Origin of the sequence: Pseudomonas sp. MS646, from assembly GCF_036693845.1 — a bacterium.
Classification (GTDB): Bacteria; Pseudomonadota; Gammaproteobacteria; order Pseudomonadales; family Pseudomonadaceae; genus Aquipseudomonas; species Aquipseudomonas chlororaphis_E.
The window spans coordinates 2,024,855-2,048,172 of sequence record NZ_CP144763.1 but is presented as its reverse complement, the minus strand read 5'-3'; the positions used below and the strand labels follow the sequence as shown (position 1 = coordinate 2,048,172).

Genomic DNA, 23,318 nt, shown 5'->3' with positions numbered 1-23,318 from the left:
GCCAGCCCTTCATACCCCACGGATCGCTGTCGGGCTCGATCACCCGCGCGGGCTTAAGCCTCGGGCATCTTGCGGAAACCGACCGCCAAACGGTTCCAACCGTTGATGGCGTTGATCGCCACGGTCAGGTCGACCATTTCCTTGGGATTGAAGTGTTCGCTCAGCAGAGCGTAGTCGGCGTCCGGGGCGTGGGTCTCGCTCAGGCGCGTCAGGGCTTCGGTCCAGGCCAGTGCGGCGCGCTCGCGGCCGGTGAAGAACGGAGCTTCACGCCAGGCGGTCACCGCGTACAGGCGGCGTTCGGTCTCGCCGTCCTTGCGGGCGTCGGCGGTGTGCATGTCGATGCAGAAGGCACAGCCGTTGATCTGCGAGGCACGCAGCTTGACCAGTTCGATCAGGGATTTTTCCAGGCCCAGTTTCGAGACGGCGGTTTCCAGGGCGAACATCGCTTTGAAAGCGTCAGGAGAAGCGGTGTAGAAATCGATGCGCGGTTGCATGGTGAACTCCAGAACAAAGGTGGGTGTGGCGCTACGTTAGCCCTGCAATAGCGCAAGACAAATAGCCAATTGTTGGGAAGTTCGGGTAGCCAATGGGCCCATCGGTGCGACTTATGCGCAGGGGCCATGAACCAAAAAGGGCTGGCAAATATCGCCCCTGTGGCGAGGGAGCTTGCTCCCGCTCGACTGCGCAGCAGGCGCAAGGATTCTAGGGTCGCTACGCAACCCAGCGGGAGCAAGCTCCCTCGCCACAGGGGGGCGGGGCAACTTCAGGATTCGCTCAAGCCCGGCTACGCAGCCACTGCAAAAAGCGCTTCTTGGCGATCGGCTTGGGGGCTTCGCGCGTCAGGTTCTCGGCCAGGTGGATGCGCACGTCCAGCAGGTTCTTCATGGCATCGCTGATGTCACGACGGGCCTCCAGGCACGGCTTGAGGTAGGTGTTCTCAATGCGATAAAGGCTACAGAACGTCTTCGCCGAAAAATTCGCCAGCGTGGCTTGCTCGGCCACGATGCCCGCTTCGCCGATGACCTCCCCCGGCCCCATGCGTCCGCCTTCGAGCGTCAGGCCGTTGCGCACGAGGGTGACGCTGACCACGCCGGATTCGATGATGAACAGGTGATCGCTGACCTCTCCCGCCGGCAGGATCATGTCGCCGGGGCGGAAGGTCTGCAGGGTCATGTTCTGGCTGAAGGTGTCCTTTTCCTCCTGGCGCAGGGTGGAGAAAATGCTCGAACTTTCCAGCAATGCCCTGGGCCGCGAGAACGCGCTGGCCGACGCGCTTTCCGTGGTGGACAACAGGCTGATGCCCGACGCCCGCAGATGCCGGAACGCCAGGTCGTACAGCTGATTGCGCACGTCGCGCTTTTGCCCCATCGAGGCCACGAACCCGCTGATTTCGTATTCCGCCCCGCTGCTGCCGGAGGACTTGAGCGTCACGCAGGGTGCCGGGCTGGCGAGCAACGCACGGCAGCCGATCATCGCCCGCTCCAGCGCTTCGATGACCTTTTGCGGCCGGGCGTGCGGGCTGACCTGGACGCTGATGGACAAACCATGCACGTCGCTGGGCCGGCTGAAGTTGATGATCTTGGCCTTGGCCGCCAGGGAGTTGGGGATCACCGCCATGCTGCCCTGGGAGGTCTGCAACCGCGTGGCCCGCCAGTCGATGTCGGTGACCCGGCCTTCGGTGCCGTCGATGGAAATCCAGTCATCGAGTTGATAAGGCTTGGTGGTGTTGAGCACGATTCCGGAAAACACATCGCTCAGGGTGCTCTGCAAGGCCAGGCCGACGATGATCGCCACCGCGCCGGACGTCGCCAGCACGCCCTTGACCGGCAGGTCCAGCACGTAGGCCAGGGCCGCGATGACAGCGATCAGGAAGATCACCGCGCCGAGCAGGTCCTGCAGCAACCGCCCGGTGTGGCCGACCCGCTGCATCATCGCCGCACCGATCAACTCCGTCAGGGTCCGCGCGGCAAACAACCACCAGGCAATCTGCAAACCGGTGGCCGCCAGGTGCCGGGGCACGTCGTCGACCCATTGCGCCGGCACCATCGGGTTGAGGCCTTCGTTGAACAGCAGCACGCTGAACAACGAAAAAATCACCAGCCGCGTGCCGATTTTCCAATAGGTCCGCTGCGCGCTGACCAGTCGCCACAACAGCAGGTCGAGCACCAGCAGCACTAGGGCACAGAGCAACGGGTGGTCGGAGATCAGGGACAGCATCGGGACAGCTCCAGGCAGGTCATCGACGGCAAGAGTGGCACAGATTGCGCAGCCTGTAGAAGACACCGCGAAACCCCATTGTGGGAGCGGGCTTGCTCGCGAAGAGGGTGGCAAGTTCGACAAAGATGTCGACTGTGACTACGCCTTCGCGAGCAAGCCCGCTCCCACAATGGATCGGTGTCGTTAGTTATTCAATCTGCAACACTTGTGCGCTTCAACCCTCCATCCGCCCAAAGCGCCCTGAATGGAAATCGCCGAAGGCCTGGTGGATTTCCTGCTCGCTGTTCATCACGAACGGACCATGGCCGACGATCGGCTCGTCGATGGGCTCGCCGCTGAGCAGCAGCACCACCGCCTCGTTATTGGCGTGCAGGCTCAACTGGTCGCCGGCCCGATCGAACAGGGCCAGTTGACCGGCCTCGACCCGTTCGCGGCCGTTGGCCTGGACCGAACCGCGCAGCACCACCAGGGCCGTGTTGTGACCTTCGACCAGGTCAAGGGTGACGGTCTTGCCGGCGTTCAAGCGGATGTCCCAGACGTCGATGGGCGTGAACGTCCTGGCCGGCCCCTGCTGTCCGTCGAATTGCCCGGCGATCAGGCGCAGGCTGCCGGCATCGTCCTTGAGGGCGATGTTGGGAATGTCGGCCTTGAGGATCGTCTGGTAGCCGGCCGGGGCCATTTTGTCCTTAGCGGGCAAGTTGACCCACAGTTGGACCATCTCCATGAACCCGCCCTGCCGGGCGAATGCTTCGGAGTGGAATTCCTCATGAATGATGCCGGAAGCGGCGGTCATCCATTGCACATCGCCGGGGCCGATCTTGCCGCCGCTGCCCGTGGAGTCACGGTGTTCCAGCTCGCCCTGGTAAACAATGGTCACGGTTTCAAAGCCGCGATGGGGGTGCTGGCCGACACCACGCCGCTCAGTGGTGGGGGCGAATTCGGTGGGGGCCGCATGGTCCAGCAGCAGGAACGGGCTGATGTGCTTGCCCAGGTGGTCGTAGGAAAACAGCGTGCGGACCGGGAAGCCATCGCCGACCCAATGCGGTCGGGGGCTGGTGTAGAGGCCAATGATGTTTTTCATGCCGTGTCTCCCAATCAGGGGTAGCGATTCGATGACACAGCTTAAAACCCAACCCTTTGACGCACTAGACCGCAAAAACCAGCTTTAGCGTTCCATTAAAAGAACGATCCCCCTGTGGGAGCGAGCCCGTTCACGTCCGCCGCTGCCTGGCAAAAAGTGCTTAGAGATGATTGCGCTTGGCGAAATCCGAGAGTCCCACCAGCGATTTCAGCCCGAGCTTTTCCAACAGGCGGGTCTTGTAGGTGCTGACGGTCTTGGGGCTCAGGAACAGGCTTTCGGCAATGTCCTTGCCGCGCATCCCCATCGCCAGCATGCGCAAGATGGACAGTTCCCGCGTGGAGAGGCTTTCCAGGGCCTGCTGTTCGGTGCGCTGCTGGAAGTCGAGGCGCACGGACAATTGTGGAAAGTAGGCATAGCCGGACTTCAACGCATGGATGGCCTTGATCAGTTCCTTCAAGTCGCTTTTCTTGGTCACGAAGCCCCGCGCTCCGGCCGAGATGCAACGGTTGCAGAAATGCTGGGCATCCTGGGCGGTGAACACCAGCACGCTGCACGCGGGAAACTGGCCCATGATCCAGACCAGCAGGTCCAGACCGTCGAAACCATTCATCACCAGGTCGAGGATCACCAGGTCTGGCGCGCCCTCCTTGATGAGGTCCCTGGCATCGGCCACGCCACTGGCATCCCTGACACGGTGGAAGCCTTCGTTCTGGCAAATGAGCCGCAGCGCCCCTCGGATCACAGGGTGGTCATCCACGATCAATACGTCTTTCAAGGCTGTTCCCCCGGTCAATGTAAAAGGCGCCTGTGCCATGTTTGCAGCGGACTGTTCCACAGGTGACTGGCCCTGCCACCTGTCAGGGCCGACAGTGCGGACCAACGGCCCACCTCAACCACCACGGCCTTGCCTCAAGGACCGTCCCCAGGGTTGCATCGGCTCGCTGGCCGGGGGATCGACCCGCTCCGTCACCCGCCGCAACGCGGCCAGGTCAGGCAACGGGGCGTGACTCAGGTGCAGGCTGGAACGGCGCACGGCGGGCACCGGCGACAGGCCGATCTGCTGCACGTTGTAGAGCATGGCGTGACGCACCTGCGGGTTGTAGAGGATGAAATCGTGCAGGTCCAGCGCCCCCTCCGCCAGCCCGGCGTTGACCACCACCAGGTCGAAGGGCTCGCTGCCGTACTCCACCAGCGTCAGCAGCGCTTGCACGTCGCTCACCGGGACAATCCGGAAGTAGCCCTGTTGATTGAACAGGCGTTCCAGCACGATTCGATGGGTATGTTGAGTGTCGGCAATCAGGATACGTAGTGCTTTATTCGGCATGGCAGGCATTCCAATAGCAACGCGCCCGGCGGGAACCGGCTCGTAAACAGTAAGGGGCGTCAGGCTAGAGGAAGCTTTTGAGAGGCGCTGTAGGACTATTCCCAAATTGAAGAAGGACGCATTCCTCATGACGTTGGGATTCGTCCCAGCAAACCCTTTCATGCGCCCCCCGGACCGGGCATCGCGGCCATGTGTCGCGCCAGTCGCTGCGCCAGTTGCTCCATGACCACGCGCAGGTCTTCCACGGCGGGCGCCAGTGTGCTCCGGTCGGCGGCGCGGCAGGCGCTTTCCAAGGCTTCACAGGCGTCGATCAGCGGCTGGGCGTTGATCATCCGCGCGCCGCCCTTGATCCGATGCGCCAGGTCCGCCAGGCCCGGCAAGTCGCGCTGATCGGACAGGCGCAGCAGCCGGGCTTGATCTTCGACATGGCTGCTGAGCAGTTCGCGCAGCAGCTGCCTGAGAGAGTCGGTGTCGCTGCCGGTCAGTTGTTCGAGGGTGGACAGGTCGAAACCGGCGCTGGGCGACGATGGCGCCGCCTCCGGCAGGACCTGGGCCAGACGCGCGGCGAGCTCCCTCAGGCCGATGGGCTTGAACAGGCAGTCGTCCATCCCCGCTTCGGCGCAGCGTTGCTTCTCTTCCGGCAGGGCATTGGCCGTAAAGCCCAGGAGCAGCGTTGCCGGCACGTCACGGGCGCGCTCCTCGGCCCGGATGGCGCGGGCCAGGTCGTAACCGCTCAACAACGGCATGTTGCAGTCGGTGATGACCACGTCGAAGGGTTCGCTGCGCCAGGCCCGCAGGCCCTGCTCACCATCCGCAGCAACCTGGACCTGGTGCCCCAGGTAGCTCAGTTGCTGGCTCAGCAGCAAGCGGTTGGCCGGGTAGTCGTCGACCACCAGGATCTTCAGCGCCCGAGCCGCCACCGCAGTCTCAGTCTCAGTCTCGGCGCGCGGCACGCCGGGCCGGGCGTCGAGCACCGGCAGGCTGAGCAGCACCTCGACCTGCGTGCCCTGCCCCGGCACGCTGCTCAACCTCAAGGTACCGCCCATCATTTCGCACAGGGTTCGACTGATCACCAGACCCAGCCCGGAACCGCCGCGGGCCGACGAGGCATGCTGACCGGCCTGGCTGAACGGGCTGAACAGCCGCCGCTGATCTTCAAGCGAAATCCCGCAGCCGGTGTCCTCGACCCGCAGGCACACGTCCAGGCGTTCCCCCTCCAGGCCCGGCTCGCCGCACACCTTCAGGCGGACCTCGCCCTGGTCGGTGAACTTGATGGCATTGCTCAACAGGTTCGAGACGATCTGCTTGAAGCGCAGCGGATCGATCAACACATCGCGCTGGAGCGTGGCCTCCACGTCCAGCAGCAGACGCAAGTGTTTCTGTCGGGCCAGCCCGTCGAACATCCGCGCCATCGACTCGATCAGCTCATGCAGAGCGGCGCGTTCGGGCATCAACGTGAGTTTGCCGGACTCGATGCGGGCGATGTCGAGGATGTCGCCGATCAAGTCCAACATGCCGCGGGCCGCCGTTGACGCAACTTCGATGGCGGACCGGTCGACGACGCCCTGGTCGGCTTTTTTCTGCGCCAGCTCCAGCATGCCGATCACCGCATTCATCGGCGTGCGGATTTCATGGCTCATGGTCGCGACGAAGGTGGTCTTGGCGCGGTTGGCGTCGTCTGCGCTTTGCTTGGCCACGCGCAACTGCTCCAGCAGGCGCCGCAGGTAGACGACCCAGCCCAGGGTCACCAGCAACAACAGCGCCGCGATGGCGAAGCCACGCAGGATGGTCGTGCGGTTACGCAGCCAGTAGCTGTCATCGATCACCACTTCACTGCGCCAACGGTTGGTCAGTTCGTCCATTTCCTCGGGGGAAATGCTCAGCAGCGCCTTGTTCAGGATCGAATGCAGTTGCGTCGAGTCTCGCCGGGTCACCAGGGCCACGCGAGCCGGCAAGGTGCCGACGGTGCTGGTGACCTGCAACCGGTCGCGGTACTGGCGGGAAATCAGGTAGCGGGCGCTGATCAACGAATTGACCGCGCCCTCCACCGTGCCGGCGGCCACCATCGCCATGGCGTCGGCGGTGTTTTCAGCCGGCACAAGGTGTACGCCGGGAAAGGTTTCCGAGAGGTAGTCACGCAGCACGTTGCCACGGATCAGCGCCAGCCGCTTGCCGTCCATCTGGTCCAGGGTCAGCGCGACCTTGCGCGGCGTCACCAGCACGAACGGGTTGGTCAGGTACGGTCGGGTGAAGCGCAACTGGTCTTCCAGTTCGGGGCTGACGGGCGCGGCCGCCAGCACATCGGCCTGGCCACTGCGCACCTGCTCGATGAGCTCGTTGAGCGAACCGCCGCGCAGCAGATCGAACTTCAGGCCGGTGCGCAGGCTGATTCTGGCCAGCACGTCGGCGCTGATACCGCGCAACTGGCCCTGGTCATCGATGAACGTCAGCGGTGGGAAATGCTCGTTGACCGCCACCCTGATCCGCGGATGGGTGTCCAGCCAGCGCTGCTCCTTGACGCTGAAATGCAGCGCCTGCTGCCCCGGCACGCTGGCGCCGCCGGCACTCCAGCGGCGCAGGATGCTCATCCGCTCGCCGGCCGGAATGGCTTGCAACGCGGCGTTGAGAATACGCAGCAGGCGCGCGTTGTCGCGGCTGACCGCGAAGGCGAACGGCTGCACCTCCAGGCGAGAGAAATCCGCCAGTTGGACATTGTTCAGGTAGTTCTTGCTGATCAGGTAATGGGCGCTGATCGAATCCCCCAGGTAAACGTCGGCCTGTCCGAACGCCACGGCGCCGATGGCGCTGAGGGTCGAGGGGTACAACTGCAAGGACGCCTCGGGATAAAACGCCTTGACGGTGTCCGGCGGCAAGTAGTGGTACAGCATCGCGACGCGCTTGCCCGCCAGGTCCGGCGGCAAGTCCTGGCTGTCGTCGGTGCGCGCCACGAGGGTAGGCAGGTCATCGGCATAGGCTTGGGACATCGCCAGGTCCGGGTCGCCGGCCTCGAAGCCATTGGCATTGCCGAGCAGGTCGATCTCGCCGCCGCGCAGGGCCTGGAGCGATTCGGCCCGGGACGGATAGCGCTGGACCACCACCTGGACGTGCAAGAGCTGCCCCAGCAGTTGCGCATAGTCGGCGGTCAGGCCTTCGTAGTGGCGCCCGTCGCCGGTCATGCCGAACGGCGCATAGTCCGGCGCCGACTCCCCCAGCCGCAACGTGCCTTTCTGGCGCAGCCAGGCCCAGTCCGCCGCGCCCAGGGACACCGAATAATCGTCCACGTTCGAACGCCCGAGCACCTGCAACGACTCGGGCGCCGCCTCCACCGGTGGCGTCACACTCAACGAGCCCAGCAACAGCGCCGCCAGGCCTGTGCGTAGAAGCTGCATCATCGGGGTCAGGTTGTATCGCTTGGCGTAGTCGGCCCGGGACGCCGCCGACTGCGTTCGAGTCGGGACACCCGGCTGATGGGTTCAGACTGCCAATACGGGAGAACAGCGAACCGTCCATGGGCCTGTCAAATGGCGGCAGGCGTGGACTGAGTGTAGGAAATTTCTGAGGATTTGCCTGCCATGCAGCGCAAATTCAGGTGGAGCGCTTTCGCGGGCAAGCCCGCTCCCACAGGACTTTGGGTTTGCCTTGAGTCTGTGGTCGCCACCTAGCCCATTGTGGGAGCGGGCTTGCCCGCGAAAGCGGCCGCACAGCCAACATCGCCATCGACTGACCCAGCGCATTCGCGAGCAAGCTCCCACGGGGAGTCTGGCAGTGGGCGGTTACGCCGACGCCAGGTGCAGGTCTGGCACCGGGCGCGCTTGCCCGCGGTGCTTGCCATGGTCATACAGCGAGCCGGCGATTTCATCGGCGCGCACCGGCAGGATCGACAGCAAGGTGTCGCTCAAGCCATGGCTGGCCTGGCAGAAGCCCTGCATGTAGATGGCCGCCTTGCAGCGTTCATCGGTGATCAACTTGTAGTGCCGGTCCACTTCGAAATCGCCCAGGTACGGCGCCAGCGGGGCCAGCAGCGAACGGTGCATCTGCCGCTCATAACCGGTGGCGAGCACCACCGCGTCGTAACGGCGCACGGTCAGTTCGCCGGTGGCGCTGTTGCGCACCGCCAGCTCGATACCGGCGTCGGTGGCCGTGGCTTTTTCCACGGTGGTCAGGGTACGGAAGGCATGGCGGGCCACGCCGGAGACTTTCTGGCGATAGAAAATCCCGTAGATGCGCTCGATCAGGTCGATGTCCACCACCGAATAGTTGGTGTTGTGGTACTCGTTGACCAGGCGCTCGCGCTCGCTGTGGGGCTGCTGGAACACCAGGTCGGTGAATTCCGGCGAGAACACCTCGTTGACGAACGGGCTGTCATCCGCCGGCTTCAGGGCCGAGCCACGCAGGATCATGTCGACCTGGACCGACGGGAAGCTGTCGTTGAGGTCGATGAAAGCCTCGGCGGCGCTCTGCCCGCCACCGATGATGGCCACTTTCATCGGCTGGCCGCTCATGCACGGCTGGGTTGCCATGCGCTCCAGGTATTGGGAATGATGGAACACCCGGCGATCGTCCTTGAACGCCTTGAACGCGTCCGGGATGCGCGGCGTGCCGCCGGCGCTGACCACCACCGAACGGGCGGTGCGGACGAATTCCTCGCCCTGGCTGTCACGGGAAATCACCCGCAGCGCCTCGACCTGCTGGTGGTGCAGCACCGGCTCGATACGCAGCACTTCCTCGCCATAGCGGCTCTGTTCGGCGAACTGCGCGGCGACCCAGCGCAGGTAGTCGTTGAACTCCATGCGGCATGGGTAGAAGGTGCCCAGGTTGATGAAATCCACCAGGCGCCCGTGCTGCTTGAGGTAATTGACGAACGAATAAGGGCTGGTGGGGTTGCGCAGGGTCACCAGGTCCTTGAGGAAGGAAATCTGCAACTCGCTCTGGGTCACCAGGGTGTTGCCATGCCAGCGGTAGTCGGCCTGCTTGTCGAGGAACAGCACGTCCAGCTCGCCCTGGACCGGCCCTCGCTCCTGCAACGCAATGGCCAGTGCCAGGTTCGAAGGGCCGAAGCCAATGCCGATCAAGTCGTGAACGATGGGCGATGCAATTGCCTGTGTCATTCCAGTGTCCTCTGGAGAAGCCCCTCAACAGGGCGCGAAAAGCCTGGGGGTAACCGACCGGCCCGAGTGCAGGGCCGGCAAGTCGTCTGTTGAGAGGAACGAGGACAAGGAAAAAAAATTTACCGCTGCGCGAATCGCCAGCGGCAAATCAAGGCGTGTCCCACTGTCGCACCCGAACGCGACAGTGCTTCATGGCATTGACGATGTGCTTCTCCACCAGCGCCCGGGAAATGCCCAGGCGCTCGGCGATCTGCGGGTGCGACAAGCCTTCGAGCTTGCGCAACAGGAAACTTTCGCGGCACAGCGGCGGCAACTCGGCCAGGGCGCGCTGGAGCATGTCCAGGCGCTGGCCGTGATCGAGACAGGTGTGGGGCGATGGCGTGAAGAAGCGTTCTTCGCTGTCCAGCACGTCCAGGGATTCGACCTGGCGCAGGGTGTTGCGCCGATGGCCGTCGATCACCAGGTTCAACGCCGTGCGATACAGGAAGGCCCGCGGCTGTTCGATGGGCGTGTCGCTGGCGCGCTCCAGAACCCGCACATAGGCGTCATGCACCACATCCTCGGCCGCCTGGCGGCTGCCTAGCCTGGCGTTCAGGAAACACACCAGCTCGCGATAGTAGTTTTCCAACATGACTCCCGTGCGCAATGGCTGCGACCGCTATCCCTGTGTCCACTCGGCGTGCCTGGAACAGGCAGTGGCACGATAGTGGCAGATTCAATCGCGTAATTTATAGTAATTCTCATATAGATTTAAAGCTTTCGTTTGTGTCGATGCCTATTCGTTCAAGTTGAACCGCAGCCGCACACCCTAGATCTCTAGGCCAGTACAGCTTTTGTGGCGAGGGAGCTTGCTCCCGCTGGACTGCGCAGCAGGCCCAAGAGCAAACACTTCCACCGAGCCAGAAAAATCGGAGGTTGAGTGTTTGGGGTCGCTTCGCAACCCAGCGGGAGCAAGCTCCCTCGCCACGGTCGCGGCGGCTGACGCGCCAACCTGCTACCAAGTGTTTCAACCAGTAAATTCCCGCCCAAAACGCTCGTTTACCAGAACAGCCTCCCGTCCCTGCCCTTGCTACGACGGGCTTGAACCCATCGGCCGGAACCCTGCATGAAACGTCCCCGCCCTACCCGACGCGCCTGGCTCCTTACCATCACCCTGCTGCCCGCCGTCGCCTTCGCCGCCTGGCAAGCCGTCGCGCCGACGCCCACCGCCCGGGCGACCGCCGCCGTCAGCCGTGGCGATATCGAAAACAGCGTCACCGCCCTCGGCACCCTGCAACCGCGGCGCTACGTGGACGTCGGCGCCCAGGCGTCCGGACAGATCCAGAAGATCCACGTGGAAGCCGGCGACGAAGTACGCGAAGGCCAGTTGCTGGTGGAAATCGATCCATCCACGCAAAAAGCCAAGCTGGATGCCGGGCGCTTCGCCATCGAAAACCTCAAGGCCCAGTTGCAGGAGCAACGGGCGCAACACGACCTGGCCCAGCAGAAATCCCGTCGCCAGCAACAATTGCAGGCCGGCGGCGCGACCCGCGAGGAAGACGTGCAGACCGCCCAGGCCGAGGTGCAGGCCACCCAGGCGCGCATCGACATGTTCCAGGCCCGGATCCGCGAAGCTCAGGCCAGCCTGCGCAGCGACGAGGCCGAGTTGGGCTACACACGGATCTACGCGCCCATGAGCGGCACCGTGGTCGCCGTCGGCGCCCGGGAAGGCCAGACGCTCAACGCGCAGCAACAGACCCCGCTGATCCTGCGCATCGCCCGGCTGACGCCCATGACGGTCTGGGCCGAGGTCTCGGAAGCCGACATCGGCCACGTCAAACCGGGCATGAACGCCTACTTCACCACCCTGGCCGGCGGCACCCGGCGCTGGAGCAGCACCGTTCGCCAGATCCTCCCGGTGCCGCCGCGCCCCCTGGAAGCCAGCCAGGGCGGCAGCCCCACCGGTGGTCGCAGCGGCAGCGAACGCGTGGTGCTCTACACCGTGCTGCTGGATGTCGACAACGCCGACCGCGCCCTGATGACGGACATGACCGCCCAAGTATTTTTCGTCGCCGCCCAGGCCCACGACGTGCTCAGCGTGCCCACCGCCGCGTTACAGGACGCCGCCGGCCAGGTGCTGGTGGTGGCCGATAATGGCGACATCCAACCACGCACGGTACGCACCGGCATCAGTGATCGACTGCGCACCCAGGTGCTCGACGGCCTGAATGAAGGCGAACGGGTGCTGATCGGCCCGGCGCCCGGCAGCGGAGGCTGAATGGACACGCCCCTGATCGAACTGCGGGACATCCGCAAGGCTTACGGCGGTGGCGACAGCCCTCGGGTGGAGGTGCTGCGGGGCATCGACCTGTCGATCCATGCCGGGGAATTCCTGGCAATCGTCGGGGCGTCCGGCTCCGGCAAATCGACACTGATGAATATTCTCGGCTGCCTCGACCGGCCCACCAGCGGCGAGTACCGCTTCGCCGGCGAAGACGTCGCCCGCCTGGGCAGCGACGAACTGGCCTGGCTACGGCGCGAAGCCTTCGGATTCGTGTTCCAGGGCTACCACTTGATCCCGTCCGGCACCGCCCAGGAAAACGTCGAAATGCCGGCCATCTACGCCGGCACCTCGGCCGCTGAACGCTACGCACGGGCCCAGGCGCTGCTCGAACGCCTGGGCCTGGCGAGCCGCACCGGCAACCGTCCGCACCAACTCTCCGGCGGGCAACAGCAACGGGTGTCGATTGCCCGAGCATTGATGAACGGCGGCCACATCATCCTCGCCGACGAACCCACCGGCGCCCTCGACAGCCAGAGCGGCATCGAAGTCATGGCCTTGCTCGACGAGTTGGCGAGCCAGGGCCACGTGGTGATCCTGATCACCCATGACCGCGAAGTGGCGGCACGGGCCAAGCGCATCATCGAAATCCGCGACGGGTCGATCATCAGCGACAGCGCCAACGGCGCGCCCGCGACGCCCTGCGCCAACCCAAAGGCGTTGCAGGCCGTGGACCTGCGCCAGCGGCTGAGTGCCGGCAGCGAACACAACGGTGCCTGGAAAGGCGAACTGCTCGACGCCGTGCACGCCGCGTGGCGGGTGATGTGGATCAACCGTTTCCGCACCGCCCTGACCTTGCTCGGCATCATCATCGGCGTGGCATCGGTGGTAGTGATGCTGGCGGTGGGCGAAGGCAGCAAGCGCCAGGTGATGGCCCAGATGGGCGCCTTCGGCTCCAACATCATCTACCTCAACGGCATCGCGCCCAACCCGCGCGCCACCAAGGGCATCATCAGCGAACAGGACCTGGCCGCCCTCGCCGCCCTGCCCGAGGTGCAGCGCATCATGCCGGTCAACGGTGCCGAAGCCAGTGTGCGCTTCGGCAACCTCGACCACAAAAGCTACGTCGGCGGCAACGACACGCACTTTCCGCTTATCTTCAATTGGCCGGTGGTCCAGGGCAGTTACTTCAGCGATGCCGATGAGCGCAGCGCGGCGGCGGTCGCCGTGATCGGCCACAAGGTCCGGCAGAAACTGCTCAAGGACGTCGCCGACCCCATCGGCCGCTACATCCTGATCGAGAACGTACCGTTCCAGGTGGTCGGCGTGCTCGCGGAAAAAGGCGCCAGCTCCGGCGACTCCGACGCCGACAACCGCATCGCCGTGCCCTACTCCGCCGCCAGCGTGCGACTGTTCGGTAGCCGGCACCCGGAATACGTGGTGATCGCCGCCCGGGACGCCGGCAAGGTCCGTCAGGCCGAACAGGCGGTGTCCCGCACCCTGTTGCGCCTGCATGACGGCCAGCAGGATTTCGAACTGACCAACAACGCCGCGATGATCCAGGCCGAGGCGCGCACCCAAGGGACGCTGTCGCTGATGCTCGGGGCGATTGCTGCGATTTCGCTGCTGGTGGGCGGCATCGGCGTGATGAACATCATGCTCATGACCGTGCGCGAACGGACCCGGGAAATCGGCATTCGCATGGCCGCCGGCGCCCGCCAACGGGACATCCTGCGCCAGTTCCTCACCGAGGCGGTGATGCTCTCGGTGGTCGGCGGCCTGGCTGGCATCGGCCTGGCCTTGCTGGTGGGCGGCGCGTTGCTGCTGGGCAAGATCGCGGTGGCGTTCGAATGGCTGGCGGTGTTCGGCGCCTTCGGTTGCGCCCTGGCCACCGGCGTTGTGTTTGGCTTCATGCCGGCCCGCAAGGCCGCCCGCCTCGACCCCGTCGCGGCCCTCACCAGTGAATGAATGCATGCCGATGAAAGCGCACCTGACCCTCCTGGCCGCCAGCCTGCTACTGGCGGCGTGCAGCACTCCGTTGTCGCCCCCGGACAGCGGCATCCAATCGCCATCGACCTGGCAGCACCTCGAAACTCCCGCCGCCGAGGCAGACAACCGGCAATGGTGGACGCAATTTGGCAGCCCACAACTCAATCGTCTGATCGAGCAGGCACGCCTGGACAGCCACGACCTCGCCGCCGCCATGGCACGGGTTCGCCAGGCCCAGGCCAACGCAGTGATCGCCGGTGCGCCCCTGCTGCCGGAACTCAAGGCCGGGCTCAACGGCACGCGCCAGGAACTGTTGCGCGGCAAGGGCTACAGCCAACTGGACGTGGACCGGGACAACCGCTCGCTGGATTACTACGACGCCAACCTCAGCGCCACCTATGAGCTGGATTTCTGGGGTGGCAAACGGGCGGCCCGGGACAGTGCGCTGGGCACCCTGGCGGCCAGCCGGTTCGACCGGGCGACCGTGGAGTTGACCCTGCTCAGTGGCGTCGCCAACAGCTACACCCAGGCGCTGTCCTTGGGCGAACAACGACGCATCGCCGAACTGAACCTGGCCAATGCCCAAAGCGTGCTCGACCTGGTGCAGACCCGCTACGACGCCGGCAGCGCCACCGCCGTGGAACTGTCCCAGCAGAAAGGCCTGGTGGCAGCGCAGCAGCGCCGGCTGCCGCAGGTGCAGCAACAGGCCCGGGAGGCGCTGATCACCCTGGCGACGCTGTTGGGGCAGCCGGTGCAGGCGGTCCGCCTCGATGCCGAGGACTTCGAGCGCTTGCACTGGCCATCCATCGACGCCGGCGTGCCCAGCGACCTGCTGCGCCGCCGCCCGGACATCGCCGCCGCCGAAGCGCGCCTGAGCGCCGCCGAAGCCGACATCCGCGTGGCGCGCGCGGCGATGCTACCCTCGATGACCCTGGGCCTGAGCCTCGCCAGCGGTGCCGACATCGCCGACCAGGTGTTGCGCAACAACGTCTACAACCTCACCGCCGGCCTGGCGGCGCCAGTGTTCAACAACGGCCGCCTGAAAGCCGAACGGGACAAGGCCACCGCCCGCCAGGAAGAGCTGCTGCAAACCTACCGCGCGGCCATCATCAACGGCTTCGCCGACGTCGAAAAAGCCTTGAACGGCATCAACGGCCTGGAACGACAACGGCAGTGGCAAGCCGAAGAACTGCAACAGGCCCAGAGCGCCTTCGACATCGCCCAGCGCCGCTACCAGGCCGGCGCCGAAGACCTGCTCACCGTACTGGAAACCCAACGCACCCTCTACGCCGCCCAGGACATGAACGTGCAACTGCGCCTGGCCCGAGTCCAGGCCAGCGTGGCGCTGTACAAGGCGTTGGGTGGGGGGTGGGGGGTGGGGGGTGGCGGGTGATGTAACATCCCTCAACTCCTCAAGCCAAGCCACACACACCTGTGGCGAGGGGATTCATCCCCGCTGGGCTGCGCAGCAGCCCCAAACCGGCTCACTCAATACCCCTGACACACCGAGGTGCCGGCTCTGGGGCTGCTGCGCAGCCCAACGGGGATGAATCCCCTCGCCACAACTGCGTTCTCTTCAGCGCTGTTGAGGCTGCAATGTAGGACTCCCCAGCCAGGCTACATCGCCTTGCGCCGTGGCAAGCGAGCGCTGGGCATCCAGCAAATGATTTGAGTTGGCAGAACTGCTAGCAAACCGCGCCCTGGACATCGCCGCGCCGCGCTAAACGCATACCTCCAAGCCAAGTGACACCCGTGGCGAGGGAGCTTGCTCCCGCTGGGCTGCGCAGCAGCCCTAAGATCTTGCGGTCGCTGCGCAACCGAGCGGGAGCAAGCTCCCTCGCCACAAATAATTCCCGCCCCTGTTCATCCAATCAGAACGGTTAAGCAGGCTTGGCCTTGAGATTGCGCGCATACCACGGTCGTTGCGGCACGCGGCGAAACAGTTCGGCGAGTTTCTTGTCGTCGCTGCCGAAGGTGATGCGCAGGGCCAGTTTCATGGTTTCCGGGTCCATTTCCACCGAACGCCCCACTTGCAGCCCCGGCGTGGTGCTGCAACCGTGGGTGTCCGGGCCCAGCCAGGGGTCGGCGATTTCCACCCAGCGGCCCGGGGCGAACCAGGGTACGCCGTTGACGTCCAGGCGGCTCACTTCGCCGGGGTGGAAACGTTCGTGGGCACGGAACCAGTCTTCGAGACGATCATCGATCCAGCCGTGAAAGGACCAGAACACCGGGTTCACGTGGGAAGAAAACGGGTCGCCGAGAAAGTCGTTTTCCGCTGCATACCAGCGCTGGGCAAAGTCGGCCGGGTCACGGGCGAACGGCACCGGGTGGCCGTTGGACGGGTCCCTGGGCACCGAGGCCCAGCGCATGTGCAGCCAGTCGTGCAGCCCCAGCTCCATCTCCGAACCCAACTGGCCCAAGGTCAGTTTCGACAGGTAGCGCGGGTCACGGTAGCGCGATTCCCAGACCTGGAAATTGCTGTGGTAGGTTTCGGCCGTCTTGATGTCGCTCACCCATTGGGCGTACTGCTCGTCGCCGTCGGCCAGCCAGGTGGGCGGCAAGGCCGTGCCGTCGTGGTTGTCGAAATAACGGGCGAACCCAATGCGATCACGCGCCAGTTCCGGTTGCGGCAACGGGAAGCGCGGCCAGGACGGCAACGGCTGGAACGAGCGCGCCGTGCCCAGCATGTGCCGGTGCATGAAGAAGAAGTCGATGCCCGAGCCGTTGCGATCCTTGCGCGGCCCGCGCGCGTCACGCTCCTGGCCCCTTGGTCCGGGCTGCCAGCCGATGCCGCGCAAGGCGTTGCGCTTGTCTTCGTCCAGGGTGTGCCATTTGTCCCGCGTCGCATGCCAGAGTTGATGGAACAAGCGATGCTCGGGCGACACCAACCAGGCCAACAGCGCCGGGCTCAGTGGCACGCGGTCGCGGGCTTCGGGAAATGGCTGCTTGACGGCGATGAAGCGGTTGTCGAGTTCCGGCTGGGCCAGCGGACGATCCAACGACCACGCGCGCCCACTGAGGGTCGCGGGGCCGGCATTGCCGAAACCGGCCCAGACTTCGTCCAGGGTCATGATGAATTCATAGCGCGGCACGCCGCTCGCCCCATCGACCAGCCGCCAGCTCAACTGCCTGGGGTCGGTTCCGGCCAGGTCACCCAGCACCCGGTAGCGCGGCTCGGCGCCACTGCGCAGCCGCTCGGCGGTGTCGAGGCAGCCCACCAGGCCACGGCCCTTGTGGGCGATGTCGAGGAAGAGCTGCAGATCGTCGTCCGGCACGCCCGCAAGGCCGGCCTCCTGCCCGCTGAAACGGATCGTCCAGATCCCCCGCAACGTATCCGCCCGGCGCTGGCCCGCCACATCCGCCACATCGAAGGATGCCTCGCCGGGGGTGATGGTCGGGTCCGGGCGGGTCAGTTCGCGATGCCCGTAATACACCGCAGGCACAGCGGCACCGGTCAGTGCCAGGCCTGCCATGAACCCTCGTCGAGAAATCGTCATTGCCATACCTGTGTTCAGCCCTGGGGTGGGCGTTATCCAAGCTAGGACGATGGCTGGGGGGACAAATTTAAAGACTGTGGGGGCCTCTTCGCGAGCAAGCTTGCTCCCACAAAGGTCAGCCACCTGGAGGTGATCCCCTGTGGGAGCGAGCTTGCTCGCGAAGAGGCCCTCCCAGACCGCTAAATTTCCCCACCGATCACTCGTTCTTCCCAGACAGCAAAGGCGAACCTGACTGAGATCGGCAATGACAACACGACGTTCGAAAAAGGCGCTGTTCACCGGCGTGCCCCTGGCCCTGGCGTTGGTGGTGGGCGGTGGCCTCGCGGCCTGGGACTACGGGTGGCGGGACAACCCCGGCTACCCGGTCAAGGTGATGAAAGAGGCTCGGGCGCTGCATGAGCGCCTGCTCTCCTTCGACAGCCACATCACCTTGCCGCTGGATTTCGGCACCGCCGGCCACGAAGCCGACAAGGACGGCGACGGCCAGTTCGACCTGGTGAAAGCCAATCGCGGCCAGTTGTCCGGCGCGGCGCTGACGGTGTTCGGCTGGCCGGAGTTGTGGAACGGCCCCAACGCGCCGCACAAGCCCACCGCCGGCTTCGTCGAGGAAGCACGCAACCAACAGGAAGTGCGCTACAAGATCATCACCGGGCTGGTCCGCGACTACCCCAACCAGGTCGCCATCGCCTACACCCCGGAGGATTTTCGCCGGCTGCACGGTGAAGGCAAGTTCGCGATTTTCATCAGCATGCTCAACGCCTACCCCCTTGGCGATGATCTGAACCTGCTGGACCTGTGGACGGCGCGAGGCATGCGCATGTTCGGCTTCAGCTACATCGGCAACAACGACTGGGCCGACTCCTCGCGCCCGCTGCCGTTCTTCAACGACTCGCCGGATGCCCTTGGTGGCCTGTCGGACATCGGCAAGCAAGCGGTGACCCGCCTGAATGACCTCGGTGTGATCATCGACGTGTCGCAGATGTCGACCCAGGCCCTGGAGCAGGTCGCGCAACTGAGCCGCACACCGCTGGTGGCCTCGCATTCCGCGCCACGGGCGATGGTGGACATCCCGCGCAACCTCAGCGACAAGGAACTGCAACTGATCAAGCGCAGCGGCGGCGTGGTGCAGATCGTCGGTTTCTCCCAGTACCTGCGCCCGCTCACGCAAAAGACCCAGGACAAGCTCAACGCCCTGCGCGCACGTTTCGACCTGCCGCCGCTGCCCAACCTGGCCATGGCGCTGATGCCCGGCGATCCGATCATCGCCGCCTGGCCCGAGCAGAAGTTCGGTGAATACGCCGCCCAGCTCTACGGCATCCTGGAAGAAGAACCCAAGGCCAGCCTCAAGGACCTGGGGGACGCCATCGACTACACCGTGCGCAAGATCGGCATCGACCACGTTGGCATCAGCTCCGACTTCAACGAAGGCGGCGGCGTGAAAGGCTGGGAAAACGTCGGCGACATCCGCAACGTCACCGCCGAATTGCTCACCCGCGGCTACTCCGAAGCCGACATCGCCAAGCTCTGGGGCGGCAATTTCCTGCGGGTCTGGGATCAGGTCCAGAAGGCCGCGCGACCGGCCGTGGCCTCGAACCAGAAGGTCGGCCAGCCATGAATGAACGCCGCACGTTCCTGAAGCGGGCCGGGATCCTCGCCGCCGGCCTACCCCTGGCCAACAGCCTGCCCGCCACGGCCGGCACCCCATCGCTGCCGTCGCTGCCCCGGGATAAATGGGCGCAACTGCGCTCGTTGTTCGACCAGGATCCGGACTACCTGCATTTCGCCAACTTCCTCGTCACCACCCACCCGCGCCCGGTGCGCGAGGCCATCGAGCAACACCGCGCCGCCCTCGACAAGAACCCCGGCCTGCAGATGGACTGGGACCTGGGCATCACCGAAGCCCGCGAGGAGAACGTGCGCACCTGGGCCGGCCGCTACCTGCAAGCGGGCCCCAGGCAGATCGCCCTCACCGGCAGCACCACCCAGGGCCTGGCGATGATCTACGGCGGGGTCCAGGTCAAGCCTGACCAGGAAATCCTCACCACCGTCCACGAACACTACGCCACCCACACCATCCTCGACCTACGCACCCAACGGGACGGCACCCGCGTGCGCAAGATCAAGCTGTTCGAGGACGCCCACCGCGCCAGTCACGATGAAATCCTGGCCGCCATCGACCGCGCCATCCGCCCGCAAACAAGGGTGCTGGGCATGACCTGGGTGCACTCCGGCAGCGGCGTGAAGTTGCCCATCGACCAGATCGGTGCGCTGGTGGAGCGGCACAACCAGGGCCGCCGCGATGACCAACGCATCGTCTACGTGGTGGACGGCGTACACGGTTTCGGCGTGGAGGACGTGGGCTTTGCGGCGATGAACTGCGACTTCTTCATCGCCGGCACCCACAAGTGGATGTTCGGCCCGCGCGGCACGGGGCTGGTGTGCAGCCGCAGCGACGAACTCAAATACGTCACGCCGATCATCCCGACCTTTTCCGAAGCCACGGCGTTTTCCACCGTCATGACCCCGGGCGGCTTCCATGCCTTCGAGCACCGCTGGGCGGTGGACGAGGCCTTCAAGCTGCACCTGGAGCTGGGCAAGGCCGAGGTTCAGGCGCGCATTCACGCCCTCAACAGCTACCTGAAAAAACAGCTGGTGGCGATGCCGCAGGTTGAACTGGTCACGCCGTTGAGCCCGGCGCTGTCGGCCGGCTTTACCTTTTTCCGCATCAAGGGCCGCGAGAGCGACCGGGTGGCCGGTGACCTGATGAAGCAACGCGTGATCGTCGACGCCGTTCACCGCGATGCCGGGCCGGTGATACGCACCGCACCGGGCCTGCTCAACAACGAAGCCCAAATCGATCGTTTCATGACGCTGTTGAACCAGGCGATCTGACCCGCGCTTGTTGGACTTTAATCGAGAGAAAAAAATGAACCGTTTTCCACTGAAGGTACTTGCCGCATTGGTCTTGGTCGCCCTGCTGCCCAGCGGCGCCGAAGCGTCTCAACCGGGCCAGGTGTTTCGCGATTGCAAGGATTGCCCGGAGATGGTCGTGTTGCCCACCGGCACCTTCCAGATGGGCACCCCGCCGGACGAAGTCGGCCGCGAGCCGGACGAAGGCCCGATGCACCCGGTGACGTTCGCCCGGCCGCTGGCAATCAGCCGCTTCCAGGTGTTGAAGGGTGAATGGTTCGCCTATTTGCGCGACACCGGCTACACGATGCCAGACGGTGATGACCGCCCTGGCCGCGCCTGCAAGGCCGGCATCCCGGATTACCAGGGCAGCGACCCGCGCAAGCAATACAGCGACCGCCACCCGGCGGTGTGCATGGACTTCAACGAGGCCAATGCCTACGTGGCCTGGTTGTCGAAGAAAACCGGCAAGCCCTACCGACTGACCAGCGAGTCGGTGCGCGAATACGCCGCGCGCGGCGGCACTACCGGGCCGTTCCCCTTCCCGTTCGATGAAGGCAAGGACTACAGCATCGCCCGGCATGCCAACACCTACGGCGCCGCCGATGGCTTCAACTTCACCTCGCCGGCCGGCAGCTTCCCGGCCAACGCCTTCGGCGTGTACGACATGCACGGCAATGTCTACGAGTGGACAGCCGATTGCTACAACGACAGCTACACCGGCGCCCCGAACGACGGCAGCGCCTGGCTCGACGGCGACTGCAAGGTGCGGCGTATCCGTGGCAACGACTGGGGCGAGGCGCCGGTGTTTTCCCGCTCGGGCAACCGTAACGCGGCGTACCCCGATGCGCGTGGGGATTGGCTGGGGTTTAGGGTAGTGCGGGATATGTAGCCCGTGAATTCACTTGCGGAGGGCACCCTGCGGCGAGGGGATTGATCCCCACTGGCGCGCGCAATGCCCCCATAGCCTGGACATGCGTTGTGTCGGACGGGTTGAGGGGACGAGAGGCCGCTGCGCGGCCAGCGGGAGCAAGCTCCCTCGCCACGGACACCGGTCGCTAAATCCCATGTTCCTCCAACCGTTCTACAGGGGGGCGCGACACAACCGGCGCGCTCCGTCCTCAAGCCCTTGCGATGAATACCTGCGGGGGCCTTCGCCCTTTCTTCAAGCAGGAAACCGCCATGAACCAACCAACACGCGGGGTGATGCACGAGCTGTTCACGCTGCTCAAACCTTTCCGGCTGATTGTCATCGGCGCCATTGCGCTGGGCATGCTTGGCGGGCTCAGCGTCACGGTGCTGCTGGCGACGATCAACCAGGTCCTGCACGCCGACAACGGCCTCAGCGCCACAGTGGTCGGCGTGTTTGCCGGGCTGTGCCTGCTGGCGCTGACCAGCTCGATCTTCTCGGACATCGGCACCAACTATGTCGGCCAGAAAATCATCGCCAGTTTGCGCAAGACCCTAGGGGAAAAAGTGCTGTCGGCGCCCATCGAACAGATCGAGCGCTACCGCAGCCATCGCCTGATCCCGGTGCTGACCCACGACGTCGACACTATCAGCGACTTCGCCTTCGCCTTTGCCCCGCTGGCCATTTCCCTGACCGTCACACTCGGTTGCATGGGTTACCTGGCGCTGTTGTCGTGGCCGATGTTCTTGGTCACGGTGGTGGCGATCCTGATCGGCACGGTCATCCAGTACATCGCCCGAGGCCGCGGGATGCAGGGTTTCCTGAACGCCCGCGAACACGAGGACGAACTGCAGAAGCACTACAACGCCATCGCCGAGGGCGCCAAGGAGCTGCGCATCCACCGCCCCCGTCGCCAGCGCATGTTCGTCTCGGGCATCGAACGCACCGCCGACACGATCTGCGACACACAGATCCGCTCGGTGAATATCTTCGTGGTCGCCAAGACCCTAGGCTCCATGCTGTTTTTCGTGGTTATCGGCCTGGCCCTGGCGCTGCAATCGCTGTGGCCAAGCGCGGACAAAGCGGTGATGAGCGGTTTCGTGCTGGTGCTGCTGTACATGAAGGGGCCGCTGGAACACTTGATCGGCACACTGCCGATCGTCAGCCGCGCGCAGATCGCCTTCCGCCGGATCGCCGAGCTGTCGGAACGGTTTTCCTCGCCCGAACCACACCTGCTGCTCAGCGACCCGGGCAATCGCAAGACCGCGGTGCGAAGTCTGGAACTGAACAATGTGGCCTACAGCTTCCCGTCGGTCGAAGGCGCCACGCCCTTTCGCCTGGGCCCGGTGAACCTGCGCATCGACCAGGGCGAGATCATTTTCATCGTCGGAGAAAACGGCTGTGGCAAGACCACGCTGATCAAGCTGTTGCTGGGCCTGTATGCCCCGCAACAGGGGGAAATCCGCCTCAATGGCCGGGCGGTGACCGACCTGGACCGCGACGACTACCGCCAACTGTTCACAACGATCTTTGCCGACTACTACCTGTTCGACGACGTCGTGCAGGGCGAGACCCACATCCCCGACGACGCCAACCAGTACCTGCAACGCCTGGAGATCGCCCACAAGGTCAGCGTGCGCGACGGCACCTTCACCACCACCGACCTGTCCACCGGCCAACGCAAGCGCCTGGCCCTGGTCAACGCCTGGCTGGAAGAACGCCCGGTGCTGGTGTTCGACGAATGGGCCGCCGACCAGGACCCGACTTTCCGGCGGATTTTCTACACCGAGCTGCTGCCGGACCTCAAGCGCCTGGGCAAGACCATCATCGTGATTTCCCACGACGACCGTTACTTCGATATCGCCGACCAGTTGGTGCGTATGGAAGCCGGCCATGTCGTCACCGAGCTGCAACCGGCCTGACGGTGAACATTTCTTTAAAAAAAGACGCTGGGTCTTTCCGGTTTACCAAAGGCCCAACGTCTTACTAGCAGCCAATAGAAATAGTTCTCAGTAACATTCT

The 23,318-nt window shown here is 64.7% G+C and carries 16 protein-coding genes; 7 read left to right on the top strand and 9 right to left on the bottom strand.

The window, feature by feature from the left end; translation table 11 throughout:
- Positions 1–53 precede the first annotated feature (53 nt).
- The 8 genes from V3H56_RS09040 to V3H56_RS09005 form a co-directional block, all read right to left on the bottom strand.
- Positions 54–494, bottom strand: a complete 441-nt coding sequence (locus V3H56_RS09040) for a carboxymuconolactone decarboxylase family protein (RefSeq protein ID WP_042732211.1) — start codon at positions 492–494, stop codon at positions 54–56.
- A 280-nt stretch (positions 495–774) separates the two neighbouring features.
- A complete protein-coding gene (locus tag V3H56_RS09035; protein ID WP_042732781.1) occupies positions 775–2,217 on the bottom strand; it encodes a mechanosensitive ion channel family protein in 1,443 nt (480 codons plus the stop codon).
- Positions 2,218–2,431: 214 nt separating this feature from the next.
- On the bottom strand, positions 2,432–3,298 hold the full coding sequence (locus V3H56_RS09030) for a pirin family protein (protein ID WP_338474506.1): 867 nt from the start codon (positions 3,296–3,298) through the stop codon (positions 2,432–2,434).
- Between the two features lie 160 nt (positions 3,299–3,458).
- The gene (locus tag V3H56_RS09025; RefSeq protein ID WP_042732779.1) at positions 3,459–4,073 is read right to left on the bottom strand and encodes a response regulator transcription factor; all 615 of its coding nucleotides are present in this window, start codon (positions 4,071–4,073) and stop codon (positions 3,459–3,461) included.
- Positions 4,074–4,187: 114 nt separating this feature from the next.
- A complete protein-coding gene (locus V3H56_RS09020; protein ID WP_212803577.1) occupies positions 4,188–4,622 on the bottom strand; it encodes a response regulator in 435 nt (144 codons plus the stop codon).
- 158 nt (positions 4,623–4,780) lie between these two features.
- Positions 4,781–8,014, bottom strand: a complete 3,234-nt coding sequence (locus tag V3H56_RS09015; RefSeq protein WP_338474505.1) for a transporter substrate-binding domain-containing protein — start codon at positions 8,012–8,014, stop codon at positions 4,781–4,783.
- A 381-nt stretch (positions 8,015–8,395) separates the two neighbouring features.
- On the bottom strand, positions 8,396–9,730 hold the full coding sequence (locus V3H56_RS09010; protein WP_338474504.1) for a SidA/IucD/PvdA family monooxygenase: 1,335 nt from the start codon (positions 9,728–9,730) through the stop codon (positions 8,396–8,398).
- A gap of 148 nt (positions 9,731–9,878) precedes the next feature.
- Positions 9,879–10,361 carry a sigma-70 family RNA polymerase sigma factor gene (locus V3H56_RS09005; protein ID WP_042732749.1) on the bottom strand — a complete coding sequence of 161 codons (483 nt, stop codon included), beginning with the start codon at positions 10,359–10,361 and terminating at the stop codon, positions 9,879–9,881.
- A gap of 474 nt (positions 10,362–10,835) precedes the next feature.
- Between V3H56_RS09005 and V3H56_RS09000 the strand changes: the two genes are divergently transcribed.
- From V3H56_RS09000 to V3H56_RS08990, 3 genes are read left to right on the top strand one after another with little or no spacing between them, the layout of a single operon-like run.
- Entirely contained in the window at positions 10,836–11,987 is a 1,152-nt protein-coding gene (locus V3H56_RS09000) for an efflux RND transporter periplasmic adaptor subunit (RefSeq protein ID WP_338474503.1), read from the top strand.
- Positions 11,988–13,958, top strand: a complete 1,971-nt coding sequence (locus tag V3H56_RS08995) for a MacB family efflux pump subunit (RefSeq protein ID WP_338474502.1) — start codon at positions 11,988–11,990, stop codon at positions 13,956–13,958.
- Between the two features lie 10 nt (positions 13,959–13,968).
- Positions 13,969–15,372 carry an efflux transporter outer membrane subunit gene (locus V3H56_RS08990; RefSeq protein WP_338474778.1) on the top strand — a complete coding sequence of 468 codons (1,404 nt, stop codon included), beginning with the start codon at positions 13,969–13,971 and terminating at the stop codon, positions 15,370–15,372.
- Positions 15,373–15,859: 487 nt separating this feature from the next.
- Here the strand turns inward: V3H56_RS08990 and V3H56_RS08985 are convergent, their stop codons facing one another.
- Positions 15,860–17,476 carry a PvdJ/PvdD/PvdP-like protein gene (locus tag V3H56_RS08985; protein ID WP_338474501.1) on the bottom strand — a complete coding sequence of 539 codons (1,617 nt, stop codon included), beginning with the start codon at positions 17,474–17,476 and terminating at the stop codon, positions 15,860–15,862.
- Positions 17,477–17,720: 244 nt separating this feature from the next.
- Between V3H56_RS08985 and pvdM the strand changes: the two genes are divergently transcribed.
- The 4 genes from pvdM (at position 17,721) to V3H56_RS08965 (ending at position 23,218) form a co-directional block, all read left to right on the top strand.
- Entirely contained in the window at positions 17,721–19,091 is a 1,371-nt protein-coding gene (gene pvdM, locus V3H56_RS08980; RefSeq protein ID WP_338474500.1) for a pyoverdine-tailoring dipeptidase-like protein PvdM, read from the top strand.
- Positions 19,088–20,368: an aminotransferase class V-fold PLP-dependent enzyme gene (locus tag V3H56_RS08975; protein ID WP_047737377.1), complete on the top strand. Its 1,281-nt coding sequence runs from the start codon at positions 19,088–19,090 to the stop codon at positions 20,366–20,368. The genes pvdM and V3H56_RS08975 overlap by 4 nt, the downstream gene beginning before the upstream one ends.
- A 34-nt stretch (positions 20,369–20,402) precedes the next feature.
- Positions 20,403–21,278, top strand: a complete 876-nt coding sequence (locus V3H56_RS08970; RefSeq protein WP_338474499.1) for a formylglycine-generating enzyme family protein — start codon at positions 20,403–20,405, stop codon at positions 21,276–21,278.
- A 290-nt stretch (positions 21,279–21,568) separates the two neighbouring features.
- Positions 21,569–23,218: a cyclic peptide export ABC transporter gene (locus V3H56_RS08965; protein WP_338474498.1), complete on the top strand. Its 1,650-nt coding sequence runs from the start codon at positions 21,569–21,571 to the stop codon at positions 23,216–23,218.
- Positions 23,219–23,318 lie beyond the last annotated feature (100 nt).

Excerpts from the sequence above, each read along its gene's own strand:
- V3H56_RS09020 (WP_212803577.1), bottom strand. The coding sequence starts at position 4,622 with ATGCCGAATAAAGCACTACGTATCCTGATTGCCGACACTCAACATACC.
- V3H56_RS09000 (WP_338474503.1), top strand. The coding sequence starts at position 10,836 with ATGAAACGTCCCCGCCCTACCCGACGCGCCTGGCTCCTTACCATCACC.
- V3H56_RS08995 (WP_338474502.1), top strand. The coding sequence starts at position 11,988 with ATGGACACGCCCCTGATCGAACTGCGGGACATCCGCAAGGCTTACGGC.
- V3H56_RS09010 (WP_338474504.1), bottom strand. The coding sequence starts at position 9,730 with ATGACACAGGCAATTGCATCGCCCATCGTTCACGACTTGATCGGCATT.
- V3H56_RS09015 (WP_338474505.1), bottom strand. The coding sequence starts at position 8,014 with ATGATGCAGCTTCTACGCACAGGCCTGGCGGCGCTGTTGCTGGGCTCG.
- V3H56_RS09005 (WP_042732749.1), bottom strand. The coding sequence starts at position 10,361 with ATGTTGGAAAACTACTATCGCGAGCTGGTGTGTTTCCTGAACGCCAGG.
- V3H56_RS08970 (WP_338474499.1), top strand. The coding sequence starts at position 20,403 with ATGAACCGTTTTCCACTGAAGGTACTTGCCGCATTGGTCTTGGTCGCC.
- V3H56_RS08965 (WP_338474498.1), top strand. The coding sequence starts at position 21,569 with ATGAACCAACCAACACGCGGGGTGATGCACGAGCTGTTCACGCTGCTC.
- V3H56_RS09035 (WP_042732781.1), bottom strand. The coding sequence starts at position 2,217 with ATGCTGTCCCTGATCTCCGACCACCCGTTGCTCTGTGCCCTAGTGCTG.
- V3H56_RS09030 (WP_338474506.1), bottom strand. The coding sequence starts at position 3,298 with ATGAAAAACATCATTGGCCTCTACACCAGCCCCCGACCGCATTGGGTC.
- V3H56_RS08985 (WP_338474501.1), bottom strand. The coding sequence starts at position 17,476 with ATGACGATTTCTCGACGAGGGTTCATGGCAGGCCTGGCACTGACCGGT.
- V3H56_RS08975 (WP_047737377.1), top strand. The coding sequence starts at position 19,088 with ATGAATGAACGCCGCACGTTCCTGAAGCGGGCCGGGATCCTCGCCGCC.
- pvdM (WP_338474500.1), top strand. The coding sequence starts at position 17,721 with ATGACAACACGACGTTCGAAAAAGGCGCTGTTCACCGGCGTGCCCCTG.
- V3H56_RS08990 (WP_338474778.1), top strand. The coding sequence starts at position 13,969 with ATGAAAGCGCACCTGACCCTCCTGGCCGCCAGCCTGCTACTGGCGGCG.
- V3H56_RS09040 (WP_042732211.1), bottom strand. The coding sequence starts at position 494 with ATGCAACCGCGCATCGATTTCTACACCGCTTCTCCTGACGCTTTCAAA.